The sequence below is a fragment of the Streptomyces sp. NPDC005794 genome (genome assembly GCF_042871445.1).
Lineage (GTDB): Bacteria > Actinomycetota > Actinomycetes > Streptomycetales > Streptomycetaceae > Streptomyces.
This window is the reverse complement of record NZ_JBIAIN010000019.1, coordinates 107887-128330: the sequence shown is the minus strand read 5'-3', so window position 1 is coordinate 128330 and position 20444 is coordinate 107887. Positions and strand designations below refer to the sequence as shown.

15 protein-coding genes are annotated in these 20444 nt (G+C 72.0%); 7 read left to right on the top strand and 8 right to left on the bottom strand.

Going from position 1 to position 20444, the window contains the following annotated elements:
- Positions 1-4 precede the first annotated feature (4 nt).
- From ACFYQ5_RS27600 to ACFYQ5_RS27570, 7 genes are all read right to left on the bottom strand, one after another.
- A complete protein-coding gene (locus ACFYQ5_RS27600; RefSeq protein ID WP_389201386.1) occupies positions 5-823 on the bottom strand; it encodes an HpcH/HpaI aldolase/citrate lyase family protein in 819 nt (272 codons plus the stop codon).
- Complete coding sequence (locus ACFYQ5_RS27595) at positions 820-2016, bottom strand: CaiB/BaiF CoA transferase family protein (protein WP_389201385.1); 1197 nt, start codon at positions 2014-2016, stop codon at positions 820-822. The genes ACFYQ5_RS27600 and ACFYQ5_RS27595 overlap by 4 nt, the downstream gene beginning before the upstream one ends.
- Positions 2013-2906 (bottom strand): ribokinase, encoded by an 894-nt coding sequence (locus tag ACFYQ5_RS27590; RefSeq protein WP_389201383.1) that lies wholly within the window; start codon positions 2904-2906, stop codon positions 2013-2015. The genes ACFYQ5_RS27595 and ACFYQ5_RS27590 overlap by 4 nt, the downstream gene beginning before the upstream one ends.
- Complete coding sequence (locus ACFYQ5_RS27585; RefSeq protein ID WP_389201382.1) at positions 2903-4270, bottom strand: ADP-ribosylglycohydrolase family protein; 1368 nt, start codon at positions 4268-4270, stop codon at positions 2903-2905. Before ACFYQ5_RS27585 ends, ACFYQ5_RS27590 begins: the two co-directional genes overlap by 4 nt.
- Positions 4267-5463, bottom strand: a complete 1197-nt coding sequence (locus ACFYQ5_RS27580) for an ADP-ribosylglycohydrolase family protein (protein WP_389201380.1) — start codon at positions 5461-5463, stop codon at positions 4267-4269. Before ACFYQ5_RS27580 ends, ACFYQ5_RS27585 begins: the two co-directional genes overlap by 4 nt.
- Positions 5399-6649: an ADP-ribosylglycohydrolase family protein gene (locus ACFYQ5_RS27575; RefSeq protein WP_389201468.1), complete on the bottom strand. Its 1251-nt coding sequence runs from the start codon at positions 6647-6649 to the stop codon at positions 5399-5401. Before ACFYQ5_RS27575 ends, ACFYQ5_RS27580 begins: the two co-directional genes overlap by 65 nt.
- 71 nt (positions 6650-6720) lie before the next feature.
- Positions 6721-7803, bottom strand: coding sequence for an ADP-ribosylglycohydrolase family protein (locus ACFYQ5_RS27570; protein ID WP_389201378.1), 1083 nt, complete (start codon positions 7801-7803; stop codon positions 6721-6723).
- 221 nt (positions 7804-8024) lie between these two features.
- Between ACFYQ5_RS27570 and ACFYQ5_RS27565 the strand changes: the two genes are divergently transcribed.
- From ACFYQ5_RS27565 to ACFYQ5_RS27555, 3 genes are all read left to right on the top strand, one after another.
- Entirely contained in the window at positions 8025-8756 is a 732-nt protein-coding gene (locus tag ACFYQ5_RS27565) for a VIT1/CCC1 transporter family protein (RefSeq protein WP_389201376.1), read from the top strand.
- A gap of 387 nt (positions 8757-9143) precedes the next feature.
- Complete coding sequence (gene gltB, locus ACFYQ5_RS27560) at positions 9144-13703, top strand: glutamate synthase large subunit (protein WP_389201375.1); 4560 nt, start codon at positions 9144-9146, stop codon at positions 13701-13703.
- Complete coding sequence (locus ACFYQ5_RS27555; RefSeq protein WP_389201374.1) at positions 13696-15156, top strand: glutamate synthase subunit beta; 1461 nt, start codon at positions 13696-13698, stop codon at positions 15154-15156. Before gltB ends, ACFYQ5_RS27555 begins: the two co-directional genes overlap by 8 nt.
- Before the next feature lie 295 nt (positions 15157-15451).
- On the opposite strand, the gene ACFYQ5_RS27550 is transcribed toward ACFYQ5_RS27555, so the two are convergent.
- Positions 15452-16360, bottom strand: a complete 909-nt coding sequence (locus tag ACFYQ5_RS27550) for a rhomboid family intramembrane serine protease (protein WP_389201373.1) — start codon at positions 16358-16360, stop codon at positions 15452-15454.
- 178 nt (positions 16361-16538) lie between these two features.
- On the opposite strand from ACFYQ5_RS27550, the gene ACFYQ5_RS27545 reads away from it, so the two are divergent.
- The 4 genes from ACFYQ5_RS27545 to ACFYQ5_RS27530 all read left to right on the top strand — a co-directional run bounded on the left by ACFYQ5_RS27545 (position 16539) and on the right by ACFYQ5_RS27530 (position 20433).
- A complete protein-coding gene (locus tag ACFYQ5_RS27545) occupies positions 16539-17282 on the top strand; it encodes a vWA domain-containing protein (RefSeq protein ID WP_389201372.1) in 744 nt (247 codons plus the stop codon).
- An 89-nt stretch (positions 17283-17371) separates the two neighbouring features.
- On the top strand, positions 17372-17893 hold the full coding sequence (locus tag ACFYQ5_RS27540) for a pyridoxamine 5'-phosphate oxidase family protein (RefSeq protein ID WP_389201370.1): 522 nt from the start codon (positions 17372-17374) through the stop codon (positions 17891-17893).
- A 483-nt stretch (positions 17894-18376) separates the two neighbouring features.
- Positions 18377-18580, top strand: coding sequence for a cold-shock protein (locus ACFYQ5_RS27535; protein WP_015607926.1), 204 nt, complete (start codon positions 18377-18379; stop codon positions 18578-18580).
- Positions 18581-18777: 197 nt separating this feature from the next.
- The gene (locus tag ACFYQ5_RS27530) at positions 18778-20433 is read left to right on the top strand and encodes a DEAD/DEAH box helicase (protein WP_389201369.1); all 1656 of its coding nucleotides are present in this window, start codon (positions 18778-18780) and stop codon (positions 20431-20433) included.
- Positions 20434-20444: the final 11 nt, after the last annotated feature.

Here is a 20444-nt window from a genome sequence, read left to right as displayed (position 1 = left end):
GGTCTCAGCGGCGCCGCGCCAGCGAGAGCGTGCGTTCCGCGCTCGCCACCACCGCCGCGTCGACGAACCTCCCGTCCGGCAGGGCCTGCGCACCCGCCTCGGTCCGGAACGCCTCCAGGAGCTGCTCCGCCGCCTCGGCCTCGCGCGCCGTGGGCCGGAACGCCCGCTCGATGACCGGCAGCTGCCGAGGGTGGATCGCCGCCCGGCCGAGCAGACCGAGATCCCTCCCGTGCGCACAGGACGACCGCAGCCCGGACAGGTCCCGGACATCCGGGTACACCGACATCACCGGCGGGGCGAGCCCGGCCGCCCGGGCGGCGATCACCACACGGCTGCGCGGCCAGTCGAGACCGGCGTCGTCCCGCACCCCCAGATCCGCCCGGAGGTCCGCCTCGCCCAGCGCGATGCCCCGTACGGCGTGATGCGCCCCGGCGATCGCATACGCGTGCTCGATCCCCAACGCCGACTCCAGCAACGGATACAGCGGCACCCCCGGCGCGAGAGCCGCGACATGGTGCACGGACGCCGCGTGGGTGATCTTGGGAAGCCGCATCCCCGACAGCCCCGGCAGACCCACCAGCGCCTTCACGTCGTCCTCGCCGTGGACCCGGACATGGACCGGCACCGCCATCGGGTCCGCCGTGACCGGATCCGCGAGGAGCTCCGCCGTCGCCGACCGCGCGTACTCCTTGCGGTCCGGGGAGACCGCGTCCTCCAGGTCGACGATCACCACATCCGCGCCCGAGCCGAGCGCCTTGCGGACCACCTCGGGCCGGTCCCCGGGAACGTACAGCCAGGTCAGCGCCACCTTCGGGCTGCTCACAGCGCGCCTTCGTCCCGCAGCGCCGCGATGGCCGGCGCGGGGAGGCCGAGCTCCGCCAGGATCTCGTCCGTGTCCGCTCCGTGCGGCCGGCCGGCCCAGCGGATCGCCCCCGGTGTCTCCGAGAGCCGGAACAGCACGTTCTGCATCCGCAGCGGCCCCAGCTCGGGGTCGTCGACCTCGGTGATCGTGCCCAGCGCCCGGTACTGGGGATCCTCCATCACATCCCGTACGTCCTGGATCGGCGCGATCGCCGCCTCGGCCTTCTCGAACGCGTCCACCGCCTCGTCCCTGGTGCGCCGGGCGATCCAGTGACCCACCGCGTCGTCGAGTTCGTCGGCGTGCTCGGCGCGTGTGGTCCCGGCGGCGAACCACGGTTCCTCGATCAGTTCCGGGCGTCCCACCAGACGCATCACGCGTTCCGCGACCGACTGGGCGGAGGTCGAGACGGCCACCCAGTGGCCGTCGGAGGTGCGGTACGTGTTGCGCGGGGCGTTGTTGCGGGAGCGGTTGCCGGTGCGCGGCTGGACGTATCCGAGCTGGTCGTACCAGAGGGGCTGCGGCCCCAGCACGGTCAGGATCGGCTCGATGATCGCCATGTCCACCACCTGTCCGCGCCCGGTGCGGTCCCGGCCGGCCAGTGCCGCCATCACCGCGTACGCCGTGGCGAGCGCGGCGATCGAGTCGGCGAGCCCGAACGGCGGCAGGGTCGGCGGTCCGTCCGGTTCCCCGGTGACGGCGGCGAAACCGCTCATCGCCTCGGCGAGCGTGCCGAAGCCCGGCCGGTGCGCGTACGGGCCCGTCTGCCCGAAGCCCGTGACCCTGGTCAGCACCAGCCGCGGGTTGACGGCACACAGTTCCTCCCAGCCGAGCCCCCAGCGCTCCAGGGTGCCGGGCCGGAAGTTCTCGACGATCACATCGGTGTCGGCGGCCAGCCGCAGCAGCACGTCCCGGCCGCCGGGGGCGGACAGGTCGAGGGTCAGCGTGCGCTTGTTGCGGCCGAGAAGCTTCCACCACAGGCCGACCCCGTCCTTCGCGGGGCCGTGCCCACGCGAGGGGTCGGGCTTCCGGGGGTGCTCGACCTTGATGACCTCGGCCCCGAAGTCCCCGAGCATGGTGGCGGCGAGCGGCCCGGCGAAGAGGGTGGCGAGATCGAGGACCCGCAGGCCGGTGAGGGGCGCGGTCGTCGTGTTCATGCGGCTCCGATCCCGCTGCGGTACGGCAGGGACGCCGAGGTGCCGGGCCGCTGCACGCGGAGCGCGGCCGCCGCCGAGGCCCAGGCCAGCGCCTCTGGTACGGCCCGGCCCTCGACCAGTGCCACGGCGAGCGTGCCGACGAAGGTGTCCCCGCCTACGTCGGCTCCGGTCGTGTCGACGGCGGTGCTCTCGGGGGCCGGGAAGAGGACCGGCTCGCCGTCCCGGGCCGCGTACAGGCAGCCCTTCCGGCCGAGCGTGATCACGACCTCGGGGACCTGCCGGAGCAGGATCTGGGCCGCGCCGTGCGGATCCACGCACCCGGTGAGCGCGGCCGCCTCGTGCTCGTCGGGAACCAGCAGGTCGACGGCGTCCAGGAGCCCGGAGGGCAGGGCCTGTACGGGGGAGGGGGTGAGGATCGTCCGTACACCCCGGTCCCGTGCGGTCCGCGCTCCCTCCGTCACGACGGAGAGCGGGAGCGCCCGTTGCAGGAGCAGCAGGCCGGCCGCCGCGACGGCGGCCTTCTCGCCGGGGCCGAGCGCGGTCACGGTGCCGTTCGCACCGGGGATCACCACGACCGTGTTCGATCCCTCGTCGTCGACGACGACGTGCGCGGTGCCGCTGGGCCCCGCGACGGTGTGCAGCAGTTCCGTGTCCACGCCGGCGTGCTCCAGATTCGTCCGGAGCAGCGAGCCGTACTCGTCGGTGCCGACCGCGCCGATCATCACGACATCGCCTCCCGCACGGGCCGCGGCGACGGCCTGGTCGGCCCCCCGGCCGCCGGGGACGGTCCGCAACTCCCGTCCGGTGACGGTCTCCCCGCGTCCGGGTGCCCGGGCGACGTAGGCGACCAGGTTCATATGGGTGCTGCCGAGCACCGCGATCGCTGTCATGGGCGGCGTACCTCCTGATGAGTCAGTTCCGCGAGGGTGTCGAAGCCGATGGAGCCGAAGCCGGCTACGGAGGTGGCGAGGCGGTTCTTGAGCGGGGCGGTCCAGTGGTCGGGCAGTGCGGTCGCCCGGCCGGCCAGCAGCCCCGCGAGCGAGCCGGCCGTCGCGCCGTTGGAGTCGGTGTCCCAGCCGCCGGACACCGCGCAGCCGACGGAGCGGGCGAAGTCCCCGTCCGCGTGGGTGAGGGCGGCGGCGAGCAGCGCCGCGTTGGGCAGGACGTGGACCCAGTGGTGGGTGGAGCCGTAGGCGGCGTGGAGACGGTCCACGACCGTGTCGAAGTCCGGTTCGTCACGGGCCGCCTGGATTCCGAGGCGCACCGCGACCGCGTACCGGGACCGGGGCGGCACCACACGGAGCCCGGCCGCCAGGCAGCCGTGCACATCCGTCTCGCCGTCGGCGGCCTCGGCGAGGGCGGCGGCGGTGAACATCGCCCCGTACACCCCGTTGGCCGTGTGGGTGAGGACGGCGTCCCGGTGGGCCTGTTCCGCTGCGGCTCCCGGGTCGCCGGGGTTGGTCCAGCCGTGCACATCGGCCCGGATCTGGGCGCCGATCCACTCCCGGAACGGGTTGCGGTGGCGTGCGGTGTCCGGGGGCTCGACGCCGTCGAGCAGATTGCGGTACGCGATGCGCTCAGCCGTGAAGACACGGCCCGCCGGGAGTTCGTCGAGCCACAGCCGGGCGAGGTCGGACGTGCGGAACCCCCGGCCGTGTCTCTGGAGCAACAGCACCGTCAGCAAGGGGTAGTTGAGGTCGTCGTCCTCCGGCATCCCGTCGATGTTCTCGGCGAGGGAGGTGGGCGCCGAGCGGCGGTTCCAGGGGTACTGCGCGGTCAGCCCGGCGGGCAGCCCGCGGGCGGTGAACCAGGTGGTGAGCGGCCAGTTACCGGTGGCTCGGGCCAGCGCGCGGATGCCGGCCAGCGGCAGCTTCTCGACCGGTTTGCCCAGCAGACAGCCGGCGGCCCGGCCCAGCCAGGCCGCGTGCAGACGGTCCGGCCCGAGGGATACCGGGCGGGTGCGCGGGGCGGGCCAGCGCGGGCAGGCGGCCCGGATCAGGTCCAGTCCGGTCGGCTCGTCGTCGGCCGACGGGCTGTCCAGCAGGGCGAGTTCGTCCAGCAGACGCTCGGCGAGCGCACGCAGTCGTGGCGGTGCGGCGGGTGCCGAGGCCCCCGCGCGCTCCGGGGCGGGGGCGCCGCCCGCCGCGTACCAGCGCCGCTCGATGTCCCCGGCGTCCCGGCCGTCCTGCGCGGCCTGGCGCAGCTCGTGGCCCACCAGGTCCTCCGGCTGGACCCAGGTCAGGCGTACGGTCACCTGCCGTCGCCCGCCAGCACGGCGAACGCCGCCTCGTGCGCGCGCCGTCGTGCCGTGTCCCGCAGGAAGACCTCGCGGGCGACCTCCGCCAGGGCCCGCGCCGGTGCGTGCAGATCGAGGCGGCTGGCCTCGCCGACCGTCTTCACCCAGGCCGCGGGGATCGCCTGCTCGCCGTGCAGCGCACCCGCGAGCGCGCCGCTCATCGTGGCGATCGAGTCGCAGTCACGGCCGTAGTTGACCGAGCCGAGCACGGTGTGCCGGTAGTCGCCGCCGCCGACGAGCAGCATGCCGAGCGCGACCGGCAGCTCCTCGATCGCGTGCAGCCGGGAGGGCCGCCGGGCGCCGAGCGAGGGATCGCGGTAGTGCGGCCCCACCGTGTCGAACGGGGCGACGGCGGTGCGCAGCGGTACCAGCGCGGACTCGAAGTCCGTGTAACGGGAGGCCACTTCGCACACCGACTCGATCGCTGACCGGGTGCCGTCCTTGGCCAGGGCCAGGGCGGCCTCGACGACCGAGGCGGGGGTCGCGTCCGGTGCGCACGCGGCGGCGACGGCGGCCGCCAGGACCCCGGCCGCCTCCCGTCCGTACGAGGACTGGTGGGCCCCCGCGACATCCAGTGCCTCCGCGTACGCGGCCTCCGGATGGGCGGCGTTCACCAGCCCGACCGGCGCCATGTACATCGCCGCCCCGCAGTTGACGATGTTCCCCGACCCCGCCTCGCGGGGGTCGGCGTGCCCGTAGTGCAGCCGTGTGACGATCCACTTCTCGGCGAGGAAGATCCGCTGCAGGGGGAGTGCCTCGGCCTCCAGCTCCGGGATCCACCGGGGCCGTGACATCAGGTCCGGTACGAGGTGGTCGGCGACGGCGTACGCGTCGAGGTGGCCGCGCACCGTCTCGTACACCCGGACCAGCGCATGGGTCATCAGGGTGTCGTCGGTGACGTGCCCGTCACCCTTGTGGTACGGGGCGATGGGGCGCGCGGTGCGCCAGTCGTCGCCGTACCAGGGCCCGACGACGCCGGTCACCCGGCCGCCGTGACGCTCCGCGATCTGCTCGGGTGTCCAGCCCTCGACGGGGCCGCCGAGCGCGTCCCCCACGGCCGCGCCGACGAGGGCTCCGGTGACGCGTTCATCCAGGGTGAGCGTGGTGGTGGTCGTGCCGGCCGCGAGCGATGCGGGTTGTTTGTGTGTCATGCCGGAATTGTCCACCCGGGGTGGCCGGTTCCGTGGCTGCGAGCAGCCCGGCGAGTTCGACGAGATCCGTGCCCGCGAGCCGGGGCAGCGCGCATCCGGCCAGCGTCCGGCATGCCTCCCGCCAGCCGGCGGGCACGGTCGCCGCCCCGCCCAGCGCCCCGGTCAGGGCCCCGGCGAGCGCGGGCGCCGAGTCCGCGACCCGGGACAGACAGGCGGCGGCGGGCACGGCCTGGGTGAATTCACCCCGGGCCGCGGTCGTGAGGGCGAGGGCGACCGGCACGGTCTCGGCCGCGGCGATCCCGTAGCTGTAGACGTGGTCCACGATCTGATGCTCCAGCACCGGGACGAGCGCGAAGGCGCCCGCCGCCTCGTCGGCGAACTCCCGGGCCAGCCGCACGGCGTGGACGGCGTTGCGGGCGATCTCGGTGCCGTCCGGGAGCTGGTCGAGCGCGGCATCCACCACCGTGTCCACGTCCGCCCCGGCCAGGGCTTCGGCGATCGCCGCGGCGAGGGCGCGTGCGCCGTGCACCCCGTCACCGTCCTGGGTGTAGCGGGCGTCGAACTCGGCGAGCTCGGCCGCCGCCGCCGGGTCGCCGGGGTGCATGACCGCGAGCACGGCCGCCCGCACGCAGGCCGCGTCGTCGAAGTAGTGCGGATTGTCGTGTCCGGTGGCGGGCGGGCGCAGTCCGGCGGCCAGATTGCCGAGTCCGGCCCGAACGGAGATCCGGGCCCGCAGCGGCAGGACGGCGGACTCGACCTCGGGCGCCCGGGCGCTCGCGGCGGCGACCTTCGCCGCGAGCGCGTTCCACGACCGGTCGACCGCGTCCCGCACCCGGTGGCCGGGGGAGAGGCCCGGCGCGTGGTCGGCGGCGGCGGCCAGCACCGTCCGGGCGGCGAACGCGGCCCACTCGGCGTCGTCGGACGGGCCGAGCCGCAGGGGTTCCGGCGGCTGGTTGAGGGCGATGGGCACGGGCAGCGTCGTCGTCGCGTTCTGTTCCGCGAAGGTGTCCAGTTCCCGGGTGAGCCGTCGCGTCCACTCCGGCATCCGTGCCGCCCGGTGCCGCGCGGCCGGCCACCCCGCGGCGTCCCCGGAGGCCAGCCCGAGCAGCAGCCCCTCGATCCTGGCCCGCCTGCCCGGAGCGCGGCGGCCCCCGGTGCCGCTCGGGGCCGCCGGTTCGGCGCTGATCCGGACGGCCACGTGCGGGGCGGACTCCGCCGGGCCGGCGGGCGCGTCCTGCGGGGCGCGGTCGGCGGCGGTCACCGGGTGTCCAGCCGGACGCCGGAGAGGGGAGCGGCGGCGGGCTCCCGTCCCGGGGCGGGCGGCGCCCCCGGCGGATCCTCGCCGTCGTCCGGGGTCAGCAGCTCCGCGATGTCCAGGACGTGATAGCCCCGCATCGACGGCAGACAGCTGCCGCGCACCGGGCCGATCGCCGCAGCCCAGTCCCGGGGGATCGCCGACGCCCCGTGCAGGGCACCGGCCAGCGCACCCGCCACGGCGGCCGTGGTGTCGGCGTCCCGGCCCATGTTCACGGCCGTGAGCACCGCCGTACGGAAGTCACCGCGCGCCGCGGTGAGGGCGCCGAAGGCCAGGCCCACCGCCTCCGGCGCCAGATCCGTCCAGGGGTAGCCGCCGATCACCACCGCCGAGCGCACCGCGCGTTCCCCGGTCAGCGGGTCCGGGTACGAGCGCTGCGCGGCCGTGACCGCGCGGCGCAGCGAGCGGGCCGTCCAGGAGTCCATCGGTACGACCGACAGCGCGGCGGCGATGACGGAGGCGAGCCCCGCCCCCACCATCGCGGCCGCCACCCCCGCCGCGACCGCCTGCCCGCCGTAGATGCCCTCCCCGTCATGGCTGACCCGTCCGTCCACCGCCACCAGACGCGCGGCCTCGGCGGGCCGGCCCGCCGCGAACACCCCGAACGGCGCCGCCCGCATCGCGAGACCGTCGCTCCAGGCGTGCCGGTGCTGGGCCGAGATCGGCGCGGCGAGGCCGCGCCGCAGATTCTCCAGCGTGCCGCGCTCGCTGAATCCGGCGCCCCGGAACGGGCCCTCGTCCAGATCGGCGATCCAGTGGTGCCAGGCCCGTTCGACATGCGAGACAGTGAGCGCCGAGCCGTGCCTGGCCAGCAGCAGCCCGGAGAAGATCGCGTACTCGGTGTCGTCGGTCCCGGCCGGGTCGTCGCTGACGAAACCCTCGATGCGGCCCCAGCGGCTGCGGATCTCGGACGGGCGCATGTTCTCCGCCGGGGCGCCGAGCGCGTCCCCGACCGCGAGACCCAGCAATGCCCCCCGGGCCCGGTCACCCGTGCTCGCCGCCGCGCTGTCCGCCATGAGCTCCATCGTGTCGACCCTTCGCTCGCACCCGGAAAGACCGGATACGCGAGGTTTCCCCGATCGCGGCGAAGAGAGGCTCGTATGTCGTACAGATCGGCCGCCCGGGTGACGCTCTCAGGGCAGGTAAGTTCGGCCTTCCTTGCTGGCGGGAGGCCTTTTTCGTGCGTACTTTCGACGGTGTGGAGTGGCAGGAGCACAGGGGCCCGCTCCCGGAGAAGGGGAGAGCTGTGTCCATCATCGAGACCGACGCCGTACTGCACGAGGCGCACCGGGACAACCACACCCACCGTGACGTCAACGGCGGCTGGCTGCGGCCCGCGGTGTTCGGCGCCATGGACGGCCTCGTCTCCAACCTCGCCCTGATGACGGGCGTCGCCGGAGGGGCGGTGTCCCAGCAGACCATCGTCATCACGGGCCTGGCCGGGCTCGCCGCCGGCGCGTTCTCGATGGCCGCGGGGGAGTACACCTCCGTCGCCTCGCAGCGCGAGCTCGTCGAGGCCGAGCTCGCCGTCGAGCGGCGCGAGCTGCGCAAACACCCCAAGGACGAGATGCGGGAGCTCGCCGAGCTCTACGAGTCCCGCGGAGTCGAGCCCGCGCTCGCCCAGGAGGTCGCGCGGCAGCTGTCCAAGGACCCGGAGCAGGCTCTCGAGATACACGCCCGCGAGGAACTGGGCATCGACCCGGGCGACCTGCCCTCGCCGCTCGTGGCAGCCGTGTCCTCCTTCGGGGCCTTCGCGCTGGGCGCCCTGCTGCCCGTACTGCCCTTCCTGCTCGGCGCCACCTCGATGTGGCCCGCCGTGCTGCTCGCCCTGGCCGGCCTGTTCGGCTGCGGAGCGGTCGTGGCCAGGGTGACGGCACGCAGCTGGTGGTTCAGCGGGCTGCGCCAGCTCGTGCTCGGCGGGGCCGCCGCGGCGATCACGTACGGACTGGGCGCGCTGTTCGGTGTGGCCGTCGGCTGAGATCCCGGGCCGGCGGTGCCGCCTCGGTGTGACATACGTCCTGACGCACGTCACTGGGCGGACGGGTATGTCCACCGTAAAATGAGACGCTATGCGGCGCTACACATAAGTAGCCGTTACTCGGCGGTTTCGATCGCATGACCGCCGGGCAAGAGCCGTAGACACTCGCGGGCAACGACGCCTGCTCTCTGCGGTCTCCCCGGACGGTGATCCACAAGGATCCCTCCTACCGTGACCCACTCGCACCACGACTCCGTGGTGTCCGCATGTTGGAACAAACTTTCCGCTTTTTGAGAAGCGTTCCATCATGTAACCTGCACGAAATTTCGCAGAGGGCCAGAGTCGTCCCTCGGCACAGCACATGCCACGACGACGACGGGAGAGCCGATGCGTTCCGACGCCTGGTCGCCCATGGACGGTCGCCCTGTCCAGCAGGGGATGTACGACCCCCGTAACGAGCACGACGCCTGTGGTGTCGGGTTCGTGGCCACTCTGACCGGTGTGGCCAGCCATGAGCTGGTCGAGCAGGCGCTGACCGTACTGCGCAACCTCGAACACCGCGGCGCCACAGGATCCGAGCCCGACTCGGGTGACGGTGCCGGCATTCTCCTCCAGGTCCCCGACGCCTTCCTCCGCGAAGAGGCCGCGTTCGAGCTCCCCGAGGCCGGCTCCTACGCCGTGGGCATCGCCTTCCTGCCCGCGGACGACACCACCGACTCCGCCCAGCAGATCGAGAAGATCGCCGCCGAAGAGGGCCTCGACGTCCTCGGCTGGCGCGAGGTCCCGGTCACGCCGGACATCCTCGGCAAGGGCGCCCGCGCCACGATGCCCGAATTCCGCCAGCTGATCGTCGCCGACGGCACGAGCACCGGCATCGTCCTGGACCGCAAGGCCTTCGTCCTGCGCAAGCGCGCCGAGCGTGAGGCCGGGGTGTACTTCCCCTCGCTCTCCGCACGCACGATCGTCTACAAGGGCATGCTCACCACCGGGCAGCTGGAGCCGTTCTTCCCGGACCTCTCCGACCGCCGCTTCGCCACCACGGTCGCCCTGGTCCACTCCCGCTTCTCCACCAACACCTTCCCGAGCTGGCCGCTCGCCCACCCGTACCGCTTCGTCGCGCACAACGGCGAGATCAACACGGTCAAGGGCAACCGGAACTGGATGAAGGCCCGCGAGTCCCAGCTCGCCTCCAGCCTCTTCGGCGAAGCACAGCTCGACCGGATCTTCCCCGTCTGCACCCCCGACGCCTCCGACTCGGCCTCCTTCGACGAGGTCCTGGAGCTGCTCCACCTCGGCGGCCGCTCACTGCCGCACTCGGTGCTGATGATGGTCCCCGAGGCGTGGGAGAACCACGCGTCCATGGACCCGGCCCGCCGCGCCTTCTACCAGTACCACTCCACGATGATGGAGCCCTGGGACGGCCCGGCCTGCGTCACCTTCACCGACGGCACCCAGGTCGGAGCGGTCCTCGACCGCAACGGCCTGCGCCCCGGCCGCTACTGGGTCACCGACGACGGCCTCGTCGTCCTCTCCTCCGAGGTCGGCGTCCTGGACATCGACCCCGCCAAGGTCGTCCGCAAGGGCCGCCTCCAGCCCGGCAAGATGTTCCTCGTCGACACCGCCGAGCACCGCATCATCGAGGACGACGAGATCAAGGCGTCCCTGGCCGCCGAGAACCCGTACCAGGAGTGGCTGGAAACAGGCGAGATCGAGCTCGAGGACCTCCCCGAGCGCGAGCACATCGTCCACACCCACGCCTCGGTCACCCGACGCCAGCAGACCTTCGGCTACACCGAGGAAGAGCTCCGCGTCCTCCTCGCCCCGATGGCCCGCACCGCCGGTGAACCCCTCGGCTCGATGGGCACCGACTCGCCGATCGCCGCGCTCTCCGAGCGCCCCCGGCTGCTCTTCGACTACTTCACCCAGCTGTTCGCCCAGGTCACCAACCCGCCGCTGGACGCCATCCGCGAGGAGCTCGTCACCTCGCTGCGCTCCACGCTCGGCCCCCAGGGGAACATCCTGGAGCCGACCGCCGCGGCGTGCCGCGCGGTCACGCTGCCCTTCCCGGTGATCGACAACGACGAGCTGGCCAAGCTCATCCACATCAACGCCGACGGCGACATGCCGGGCATGAAGGCCGCGACCCTCTCCGGCCTCTACCGCGTCAGCGGCGGCGGCGAGGCGCTCGCCGCCCGGATCGAGCAGATCACCACCGAGGTCGACGCCGCCATAGAGGACGGCGCCCGCCTCATCGTCCTGTCCGACCGGCACTCCGACGCCGAGCACGCGCCGATCCCCTCGCTGCTGCTCACCTCGGCCGTCCACCACCACCTCATCCGCACCAAGCAGCGCACCCAGGTGGGCCTGCTGGTCGAGGCCGGCGACGTCCGCGAGGTCCACCACGTCGCGCTGCTCATCGGCTACGGCGCCGCCGCCGTCAACCCCTACCTCGCGATGGAGTCCGTCGAGGACCTCGTCCGCGCCGGTACGTTCATCGAGGGCATCGAGCCCGAGCTGGCCATCCGCAACCTGATCTACGCCCTCGGCAAGGGCGTCCTGAAGGTCATGTCCAAGATGGGCATCTCGACCGTCGCCTCCTACCGAGGCGCCCAGGTCTTCGAGGCCGTCGGCCTCGACGAGGGCTTCGTCGCCCAGTACTTCAACGGCACCGCCACCAAGATCGGCGGCGCCGGACTCGACGTCGTCGCCCAGGAGGTCGCCGCCCGGCACACCAAGGCGTACCCCGCCTCCGGCATCGCCGCCTCGCACCGCGCGCTGGAGATCGGCGGCGAGTACCAGTGGCGCCGCGAGGGTGAGCCGCACCTGTTCGACCCGGAGACGGTCTTCCGCCTCCAGCACGCCACCCGCAACCGCCGGTACGACATCTTCAAGAAGTACACCGGCCGGGTCAACGAGCAGTCCGAGCGCCTGATGACGCTCCGCGGGCTCTTCGGCTTCAAGAGCGGCCGCGAGCCGATCTCCATCGACGAGGTCGAGTCCGCAGCAGACATCGTCAAGCGCTTCTCCACCGGCGCCATGTCGTACGGCTCCATCTCCCAGGAGGCGCACGAGACGCTCGCCGTCGCCATGAACCAGCTGGGCGGCAAGTCCAACACCGGTGAGGGCGGCGAGGACTCCGAGCGTCTCTACGACCCGGCACGCCGCTCGTCCATCAAGCAGGTCGCCTCCGGCCGCTTCGGTGTCACCAGCGAATACCTGGTCAACGCGGACGACATCCAGATCAAGATGGCGCAGGGCGCCAAGCCCGGCGAGGGCGGCCAGCTGCCCGGCCACAAGGTCTACCCGTGGGTCGCCAAGACCCGGCACTCCACCCCGGGCGTCGGCCTGATCTCACCCCCGCCGCACCACGACATCTACTCCATCGAGGACCTGGCTCAGCTGATCCACGACCTCAAGAACGCCAACCCGGCGGCCCGCGTCCACGTGAAGCTGGTCTCCGAGGTCGGCGTCGGAACGGTCGCCGCGGGTGTCTCCAAGGCCCACGCGGACGTCGTCCTCATCTCCGGCCACGACGGAGGCACGGGCGCCTCGCCGCTCACCTCGCTCAAGCACGCGGGCGGCCCCTGGGAGCTCGGCCTCGCCGAGACCCAGCAGACCCTGCTGCTCAACGGCCTGCGCGACCGCATCGTCGTCCAGACCGACGGCCAGCTCAAGACCGGCCGCGACGTCGTCATCGCCGCGCTGCTGGGCGCCGAGGAGTTCGGTTTCGCGACCGCGCCGCTCGTCGTCTCCGGCTGCGTCATGATGCGCGTCTGTCACCTGGACACCTGCCCGGTCGGCATCGCCACCCAGAACCCCGTCCTGCGCGACCGGTTCTCCGGCAAGGCCGAATACATCGTCAACTTCTTCGAGTTCATCGCCGAAGAGGTCCGTGAGATCCTCGCCGAGCTCGGCTTCCGCACGATCGAGGAGGCCGTCGGCCACGCCGAACTCCTCGACACCGAGCAGGCCGTCACCCACTGGAAGGCGCAGGGTCTCGACCTCGAGCCGCTCTTCTACGTGCCCGAGCTCCCCGAGGGCGCGGTGCGCCACCGGATCGCCGAGCAGGACCACGGACTGGCCAAGGCCCTCGACAACGAGCTGATCAAGCTCGCCGCCGACGCCCTGGGCGCCGACAGCGCCGAGGCGGCCCAGCCCGTCCGGGCCCAGGTCGCGATCCGCAACATCAACCGCACCGTCGGCACCATGCTCGGCCACGAGGTGACCAAGAAGTTCGGCGGCGCGGGCCTGCCCGACGACACCATCGACATCACCTTCACCGGGTCCGCGGGCCAGTCCTTCGGCGCCTTCGTACCGCGCGGCGTGACGCTGCGCCTGGAGGGCGACGCCAACGACTACGTCGGCAAGGGCCTCTCCGGCGGCCGCGTCGTCGTCCGCCCGGACCGCGGCGCCGACCACCTCGCCGAGTACTCCACCATCGCCGGCAACACCATCGGCTACGGTGCGACCGGCGGCGAGCTGTTCCTCCGCGGCCGGACCGGCGAGCGCTTCTGCGTCCGTAACTCCGGTGCCACGGTCGTCTCGGAAGGCGTGGGCGACCACGGCTGCGAGTACATGACCGGCGGCCACGCCGTCGTCCTCGGCGAGACCGGACGTAACTTCGCCGCAGGCATGTCCGGCGGAGTCGCGTACGTCATCGACCTCGACCTCGACAACGTCAACACCGGCAACATCGACGCCGTCGAGACCCTCGACGACACCGACAAGCAGTGGCTGCACGACGTCGTGCGCCGCCACCAGGAGGAGACCGGATCCACGGTCGCCGAGAAGCTGCTGACCGACTGGGACTCCGCGGTCGCCCGCTTCAGCAAGATCATCCCGTCCACCTACAAGGCAGTGCTCGCCGCCAAGGACGCCGCTGAGCTCGCCGGTCTCTCCGAGCAGGAGACCACCGAGAAGATGATGGAGGCGGCGACCAATGGCTGACCCCAAGGGCTTCCTGACCACCGGACGCGAGGTCGCCGAGACCCGCCCCGTCGGCGAGCGCGTCAAGGACTGGAACGAGGTCTACGTTCCGGGCTCGCTGCTCCCGATCATCAGCAAGCAGGCCGGCCGCTGCATGGACTGTGGCATCCCGTTCTGCCACAACGGCTGTCCGCTCGGAAACCTCATCCCCGAGTGGAACGACTACGCCTACCGCGAGGACTGGTCGGCGGCGTCCGAGCGCCTGCACGCCACGAACAACTTCCCGGAGTTCACGGGCCGCCTGTGCCCCGCTCCGTGCGAGTCGGCGTGCGTCCTCGGCATCAACCAGCCGGCCGTCACCATCAAGAACGTCGAAGTCAGCATCATCGACAAGGCGTGGGACAGCGGCGACGTCACCCCGCAGCCGCCCGAGCGCCTCTCCGGCAAGACCGTCGCCGTCATCGGCTCGGGACCGGCGGGCCTCGCCGCAGCCCAGCAGCTGACCCGGGCCGGCCACACCGTCGCCGTCTTCGAGCGCGCGGACCGCATCGGAGGCCTCCTCCGTTACGGCATCCCCGAGTTCAAGATGGAGAAGTCGCACATCAACCGCCGCATCGAGCAGATGCGGGCGGAAGGCACCAAGTTCCGCACGGAGGTGGAGATCGGCAAGGACATCGACGCCGCCAAGCTCCGCCGCCGCTACGACGCGGTCGTCATCGCCGCCGGTGCCACCGTCTCCCGCGACCTGCCCGTGCCGGGCCGTGAGCTGAACGGCGTGCACTTCGCGATGGAGTACCTCCCGCTCGCCAACAAGGTGCAGGAGGGCGACCTGACGGTCTCCCCGATCACCGCCGAGGGCAAGCACGTCGTCGTCATCGGCGGCGGCGACACCGGTGCCGACTGCGTCGGCACCGCCCACCGGCAGGGTGCGGCCTCCGTCACCCAGCTGGAGATCATGCCGCAGCCGGGCGAGGAGCGTAACGCCAACCAGCCCTGGCCGACCTTCCCGATGCTCTACAAGGTCACCTCCGCGCACGAGGAGGGCGGCGAGCGGCTCTACTCCGTCTCCACCACCCACTTCGAGGGCGACGAGGACGGCAACGTCCAGTCCCTGCACCTCATCGAGGTGGAGTTCAAGGACGGCAAGCTGGAGCAGAAGGCCGGCACCGAGCGGGTCATCCCGGCCCAGCTCGTCACCCTGGCCATGGGCTTCACCGGCACCGACCAGGCCAACGGCCTCGTCCAGCAGTTCGGCCTGGAGCTCGACGCCCGCGGCAACATCGCGCGCGACGAGGACTACGCGACCAACATCGGCGGCGTCTACGTCGCCGGTGACGCCGGCCGCGGCCAGTCCCTCATCGTCTGGGCCATCGCCGAGGGCCGCTCCGCGGCGCGCGGCGTGGACCGGTTCCTGACCGGGACCAGCGCTCTGCACGCCCCGATCCGCCCGACGGACCGTTCTCTGACGGTCTGATCCACGGCACACAGACGTCCCGTACAACGGCGTACGGAACTGAACGCGGCGCCCGCCCCCGTCCCCGACCGGACAAGGGAGGGCGCCGTGGCGCGTCCTCGTGCGCACCGGCCGGGAACGGCCGGGCCGGCCGGCTCCGGCGCGGACACCGCCGCCAGGGAGCCCCTGCACCCGCCGGCCCCCCGACCCCCCGGCCCCCGCCCCCTGTTCGCCCGTTCGCGCCGGAGTGGGATCTCTCACCACGGGGCGACGGTCGCAGGACGCGGACCCGGGTCACGGACCGGCGAGTTCGCCGTCAGGCTCCCGTCAGGGCGGCCGTCCGTACGGCGACCACCGCGGCCAGCAGCACGACCAGGACCACCCCGCCCGCCAGCTGCGTCGCGGACGTCCGCAGCCTGGCCGGGGCGTAGGCCAGCCCGTACGTCACCAGGCCGCCGGTCAGCAGGCCGCCCAGGTGCCCCTCCCACGAGGTGAACGCGGCGGAGATCACCATCCACAGCAGGAAACCGGCCATGAAGCGGTTGACCGCCCGCATGTCCCGGCCCAGACGCCGGCTGATCACGTAGAACGACGCCGCCAGACCGAAGATCGCACCGGACGCGCCGACCGCCGTCGTCTCCGGCGAGACCAGGTACACCAGCACCGAACCGCCCACCGCGGACAGCAGGTACAGCGCGAGATACCGGGCCCGGCCGAGCTGACCCTCCACGACCCGGCCCAGATTCCACAGCGCGAGCATGTTGAAGACCAGGTGCATCACACCGAACGACGCGTCGGGAGGCAGATGGAGGAAGGCCCCCGTCAGCAGCCGGTACCACTCACCGTCCGCCACCCCCGTCAGCTCGAAGCCGGGGTAGGTCTCCCCCTTGTAGTAGTACTGGCCGCCCGACGGATCGACCAGCACGGCCCCGAGCATCCCGAACCGGTCCACCGTCTCCGACCGGACCACCTCGACGACGTACGCGGCGATGTTCAGCACCATCAGCACGTACGTCACGACCGGCGTCGCGGCGCTCGGCACCGCGCCGCCGAACAGCGACCGGGCCTGACGGACCGAACGCTGCCCCTCCTTCACGCACTCCACGCAGTGGTGCCCGACCGACGCCTCACGCATGCAGTCAGGGCAGATGTAGCGGTCGCAACGCGTACAGCGCACATACGTCTCGTACGACGGGTGGCGATAACACGTGGTGGCGGCCTCCATGGCCGGCTCCTTCATTCGTGGACGGCGATACGTGGACGGGAGGAGGGGCCGCCGGGGCGGCGGCGCTCAAGATAGCGAACGCCGGTGAAGAGCGGCGCACCTGGGTGCGCCCGGGTGCCCTACGCTCGGAACCGCCGTAACCGCCAGGGCAGAAGCCCGTGCCCGATCGGAGACCCACATGACAGGCTCGCCCGGCGCCGCAGGTCCGGCCATCGGTCCGCGGAAGGTGCGGGAACGGGCACCGGCGCTCGCCGGCCACTACGAGAGCGCCCGGGTGTCCCTGGAGAAGCACGGGATGAGCGGCGGACGGGCCGCCGTCTACCTGGTGCTCGACCACTCCGGTTCGATGAGGGACTACTACAAGGACGGCAGCGTCCAGGCCCTCGCCGACCGGGTGCTCGGGCTCTCGGCCCATCTGGACGACGACGGACGGGTTCCCGTCGTCTTCTTCTCCACGGACATCGACGCCGTCACCGACATATCCCTCGACAACCACCACGGCCGCATCGACACCATCGTGGCCGGCCTCGGACACATGGGAAAGACCAGCTACCACCTGGCCATGGACGCCGTCATCGACCACTACCTCGACAGCGGCTCGACCGCGCCCGCCCTCGTCGTCTTCCAGACCGACGGCGGCCCGATCAGCAAGCACGCGGCGGAACGCTATCTCTGCAAGGCGGCGAAACTGCCGCTGTTCTGGCAGTTCATCGGCTTCGGCAACAAGCGGAGTTCGCAGTTCGATTTCCTGCGGAAGCTCGACGAACTCGCGGTCCCGGCCAGGCGCCCCGTCGACAACGCGGGCTTCTTCCACGCCGGGCCCGACCCCCGCACCCTCCCGGACGCCGAGCTGTACGACCGGCTCGTCGCCGAATTCCCGCACTGGCTGGCGGCGGCCCGCGCCCAGGGGTTCGTCAGGTGACACCGCCGCACGGCGATCGCGACAAGGAGGCGTCCGATCCGGTGAAGCCCGAAGAACCACGACAGAGGATGTCCTGATCACCGGGTTCGATGGCACCCATGACATCGAGCGTGACACCCAGTTCGTGGCAGGACTTCCGCACGGCGGAGCCGGCCTTCGCCGCCACCGTGCAGCAACGGTTCCAGCAGTACAGGCATCACGTCCTCGCGACCCTGCGCGTGGACGGCTCGCCCCGGGTCACCGGCCTGGAGGTGAACTTCCGGATGGACACGCTGTGGTTCGGCATGATGCCGAACTCGCGCAAGGCGCTCGATCTGCGGCGCGACCCGCGCTTCGCCATCCAGGCCAACCCGGGGCCGGACGCGGAGATGGCCGACGGGGACATCCGCGTCTCCGGACGGGCGGTGGAGATCACCGACGACGCGGTGCGGGCCCGCTTCGTCGAGGAGGTGACCCCACCGGAGCCCTTCCTCCTCTTCCGCGCCGACCCCACGGAGGTGGTCCGCACCGGGATCGACGATGAGGACATCGTCGTCCAGCTCTGGCGCCCCGGCCACCCGCTGCGCACCCTGCGCAGGAAGGGCGACGAAAGCCCGGTCCGCGAGTCGTGACGCCCGTTCGGCGTAACCCCTGCCGTGGAAGCCCGCTGCCCGCGGTGCGTGGTCCGGATGGCCGCCGCTACGGCAATCAGGTGAACCGGCCGCTCGTACGAGCGTGCCCGGTTCCCGCCGAACCGCCCCGGCCGGTCGGCGGAGTGCGAGGTTCCGCCACCCGGTGAAGGTCCGGAGCCCTTGGGGGGACGGGGCAGGAAGCATCCGCGAACGATTCCGGAACAGGTCGTGAACAGACCCCGCGACCGTGCTGGTCAGCGGATCTTCCGACGCGCCGGGGCGGAGTGATCTGCCGTTCGCCGACAGAACGTGCTACGGTTGCCGAGTTGCAGTTTTGGTACCCATGAACTTTATGTGCGCCTGACGGGAACCCTCCTCAGGCGCTTTATTGTTTTCCGGCTTTCTCCGGGTGGGGCTCAATGCGGCGACTTGGAATTCGTAAAGTGCGGATTTCCGGCACTGCACCTCTTTTAGGAGAATGACATGGCTACTGGAACCGTGAAGTGGTTCAACTCGGAAAAGGGCTTCGGCTTCATCGAGCAGGACGGCGGCGGCGCCGACGTCTTCGCCCACTACTCGAACATCGCCACCCAGGGCTTCCGTGAGCTCCAGGAGGGCCAGAAGGTCTCCTTCGACGTCACGCAGGGCCAGAAGGGCCCGCAGGCGGAGAACATCGTCCCGGCCTAATTGCCGGACGCGTACCTCGCGACCGGGGCCCGCACCGTGAAGGTGCGGGCCCCGGTTTGTGCTGTTTCCGACTCCTCCTTTCCCGGTTCGGCTCCGCCGACGGGACATCTGCAATGTGCTTGCATCCTGGGGCGCACATCAAGCAGTCCACAGCAGTCGGCAGTAACCCCAGGAATCCCCCAGGAGGGCAATTCCGTATGACCCGCTCCGAACGCCAGGACCGACCGACCCGTAACCGCCCGATAAAGGGGCGCGGAACGGACCGGGCACAGACGAACACCCGAGGATCCGGCAAGGCGCCGGCCCGCCGCAGGACCGCACCCGCCCAGGGCGGCGAGTTCGCCCTGCCGGAGACCCTGACCCCCGCGCTGCCCGCCGTCGACGCGTTCGCCGACCTGGACATGCCCGCCGCGCTGCTGAAGACCCTCGCCGCACAGGGCGTGACCGACCCCTTCCCCATCCAGGGCGCCACCCTGCCGAACTCGCTGGCCGGCCGGGACATCCTCGGCCGTGGCCGCACCGGCTCGGGCAAGACCCTCGCCTTCGGCCTGGCCCTGCTCGCCCGCACCGCGGGACGCCGCTCCGAGCCGCACGCCCCGCTGGCCCTCGTCCTCGTCCCCACCCGCGAGCTCGCCCAGCAGGTCACCGACGCCCTGACCCCGTACGCCACCTCCGTGAACCTGCGCGTCGCCACCGTCGTCGGCGGCATGTCGATCAGCAGGCAGTCCGGAGCGCTGCGCCGCGGCGCCGAGGTGCTCGTCGCCACGCCGGGCCGGCTCAAGGACCTCATCGAGCGCGGCGACTGCCGTCTCGACCAGGTGTCGATCACCGTCCTCGACGAAGCCGACCAGATGGCCGACATGGGCTTCATGCCGCAGGTCGTCGCACTGCTCAAGCAGGTCGAAGCGGACGGGCAGCGGATGCTCTTCTCCGCGACCCTCGACAAGAACATCGACCGGCTGGTCAAGATGTTCCTCACCGATCCGGTCGTGCACTCGGTCGACCCGTCGGCCGGTGCCGTCACCACCATGGAGCACCATGTGCTGCACGTGGCGGACGAGACCGACAAGAAGGCCGTCGCCACCCGCATCGCCGCCCGTGACGGCCGGGTGATCATGTTCGTGGACACCAAGCGTGCCGCCGACCGTTTCGCCAAGCGGCTCCTCGCCAGTGGCGTACGGGCCGCGGCGCTGCACGGCGGCCGGTCCCAGCCGCAGCGCAACCGGACGCTGGACCAGTTCAAGAACGGTCAGGTCACCGCGCTCGTGGCGACGAACGTGGCAGCCCGAGGCATCCACATCGACGACCTGGACCTGGTCGTCAACGTGGACCCGCCGACCGACCACAAGGACTACCTCCACCGTGGCGGACGCACCGCGCGCGCCGGGGAGTCCGGCAGCGTCGTCACGCTCGTGCTGCCGGAGGAGAAGCGCGAGATGACCCGGCTGATGCAGGACGCGGGCATCGCGCCGCGCACCACCCGGATCAAGTCCAGCGACGAGGAGCTCAGCAAGATCACGGGGGCCCGCGAGCCGTCCGGCGTCGCGATCGTCATCGAGGTGCCGCAGCCGACGCAGCCCAAGCCGCGTACGCGCGGCGGGAGTCAGGGCTCCGGCTCGGCGGCCGGCGGGGCCTTCCGCGCGGGCAGCCGGGGCCGTGGGCGACGCGGTGGAGCCGGTGCGAACACGGGCGCCGCACAGGGCGGCACCGGCGGTGCGGCCCGTGGCGGATCCGGCGGCGGCGCGGCCCGCAGTGCCGGCGGCGCGGGCGGATCCGCCCGAGGTGCCGGCGCCGGCCGGGCCGGCGGTACCGGGCGCGGCAGCGCACCCGGCCGTGGCCGCCGGGCAGCGTGACCACAGGGTGC

What these genes read in the sequence shown, in the direction of transcription:
- ACFYQ5_RS27550 (WP_389201373.1), bottom strand. Translation starts at nt 16,360, where the DNA reads ATGGAGGCCGCCACCACGTGTTATCGCCACCCGTCGTACGAGACGTAT.
- ACFYQ5_RS27595 (WP_389201385.1), bottom strand. Translation starts at nt 2,016, where the DNA reads ATGAACACGACGACCGCGCCCCTCACCGGCCTGCGGGTCCTCGATCTC.
- ACFYQ5_RS27540 (WP_389201370.1), top strand. Translation starts at nt 17,372, where the DNA reads ATGGCACCCATGACATCGAGCGTGACACCCAGTTCGTGGCAGGACTTC.
- ACFYQ5_RS27535 (WP_015607926.1), top strand. Translation starts at nt 18,377, where the DNA reads ATGGCTACTGGAACCGTGAAGTGGTTCAACTCGGAAAAGGGCTTCGGC.
- ACFYQ5_RS27570 (WP_389201378.1), bottom strand. Translation starts at nt 7,803, where the DNA reads ATGGAGCTCATGGCGGACAGCGCGGCGGCGAGCACGGGTGACCGGGCC.
- gltB (WP_389201375.1), top strand. Translation starts at nt 9,144, where the DNA reads ATGCGTTCCGACGCCTGGTCGCCCATGGACGGTCGCCCTGTCCAGCAG.
- ACFYQ5_RS27545 (WP_389201372.1), top strand. Translation starts at nt 16,539, where the DNA reads ATGACAGGCTCGCCCGGCGCCGCAGGTCCGGCCATCGGTCCGCGGAAG.
- ACFYQ5_RS27580 (WP_389201380.1), bottom strand. Translation starts at nt 5,463, where the DNA reads ATGACACACAAACAACCCGCATCGCTCGCGGCCGGCACGACCACCACC.
- ACFYQ5_RS27590 (WP_389201383.1), bottom strand. Translation starts at nt 2,906, where the DNA reads ATGACAGCGATCGCGGTGCTCGGCAGCACCCATATGAACCTGGTCGCC.
- ACFYQ5_RS27530 (WP_389201369.1), top strand. Translation starts at nt 18,778, where the DNA reads ATGACCCGCTCCGAACGCCAGGACCGACCGACCCGTAACCGCCCGATA.
- ACFYQ5_RS27555 (WP_389201374.1), top strand. Translation starts at nt 13,696, where the DNA reads ATGGCTGACCCCAAGGGCTTCCTGACCACCGGACGCGAGGTCGCCGAG.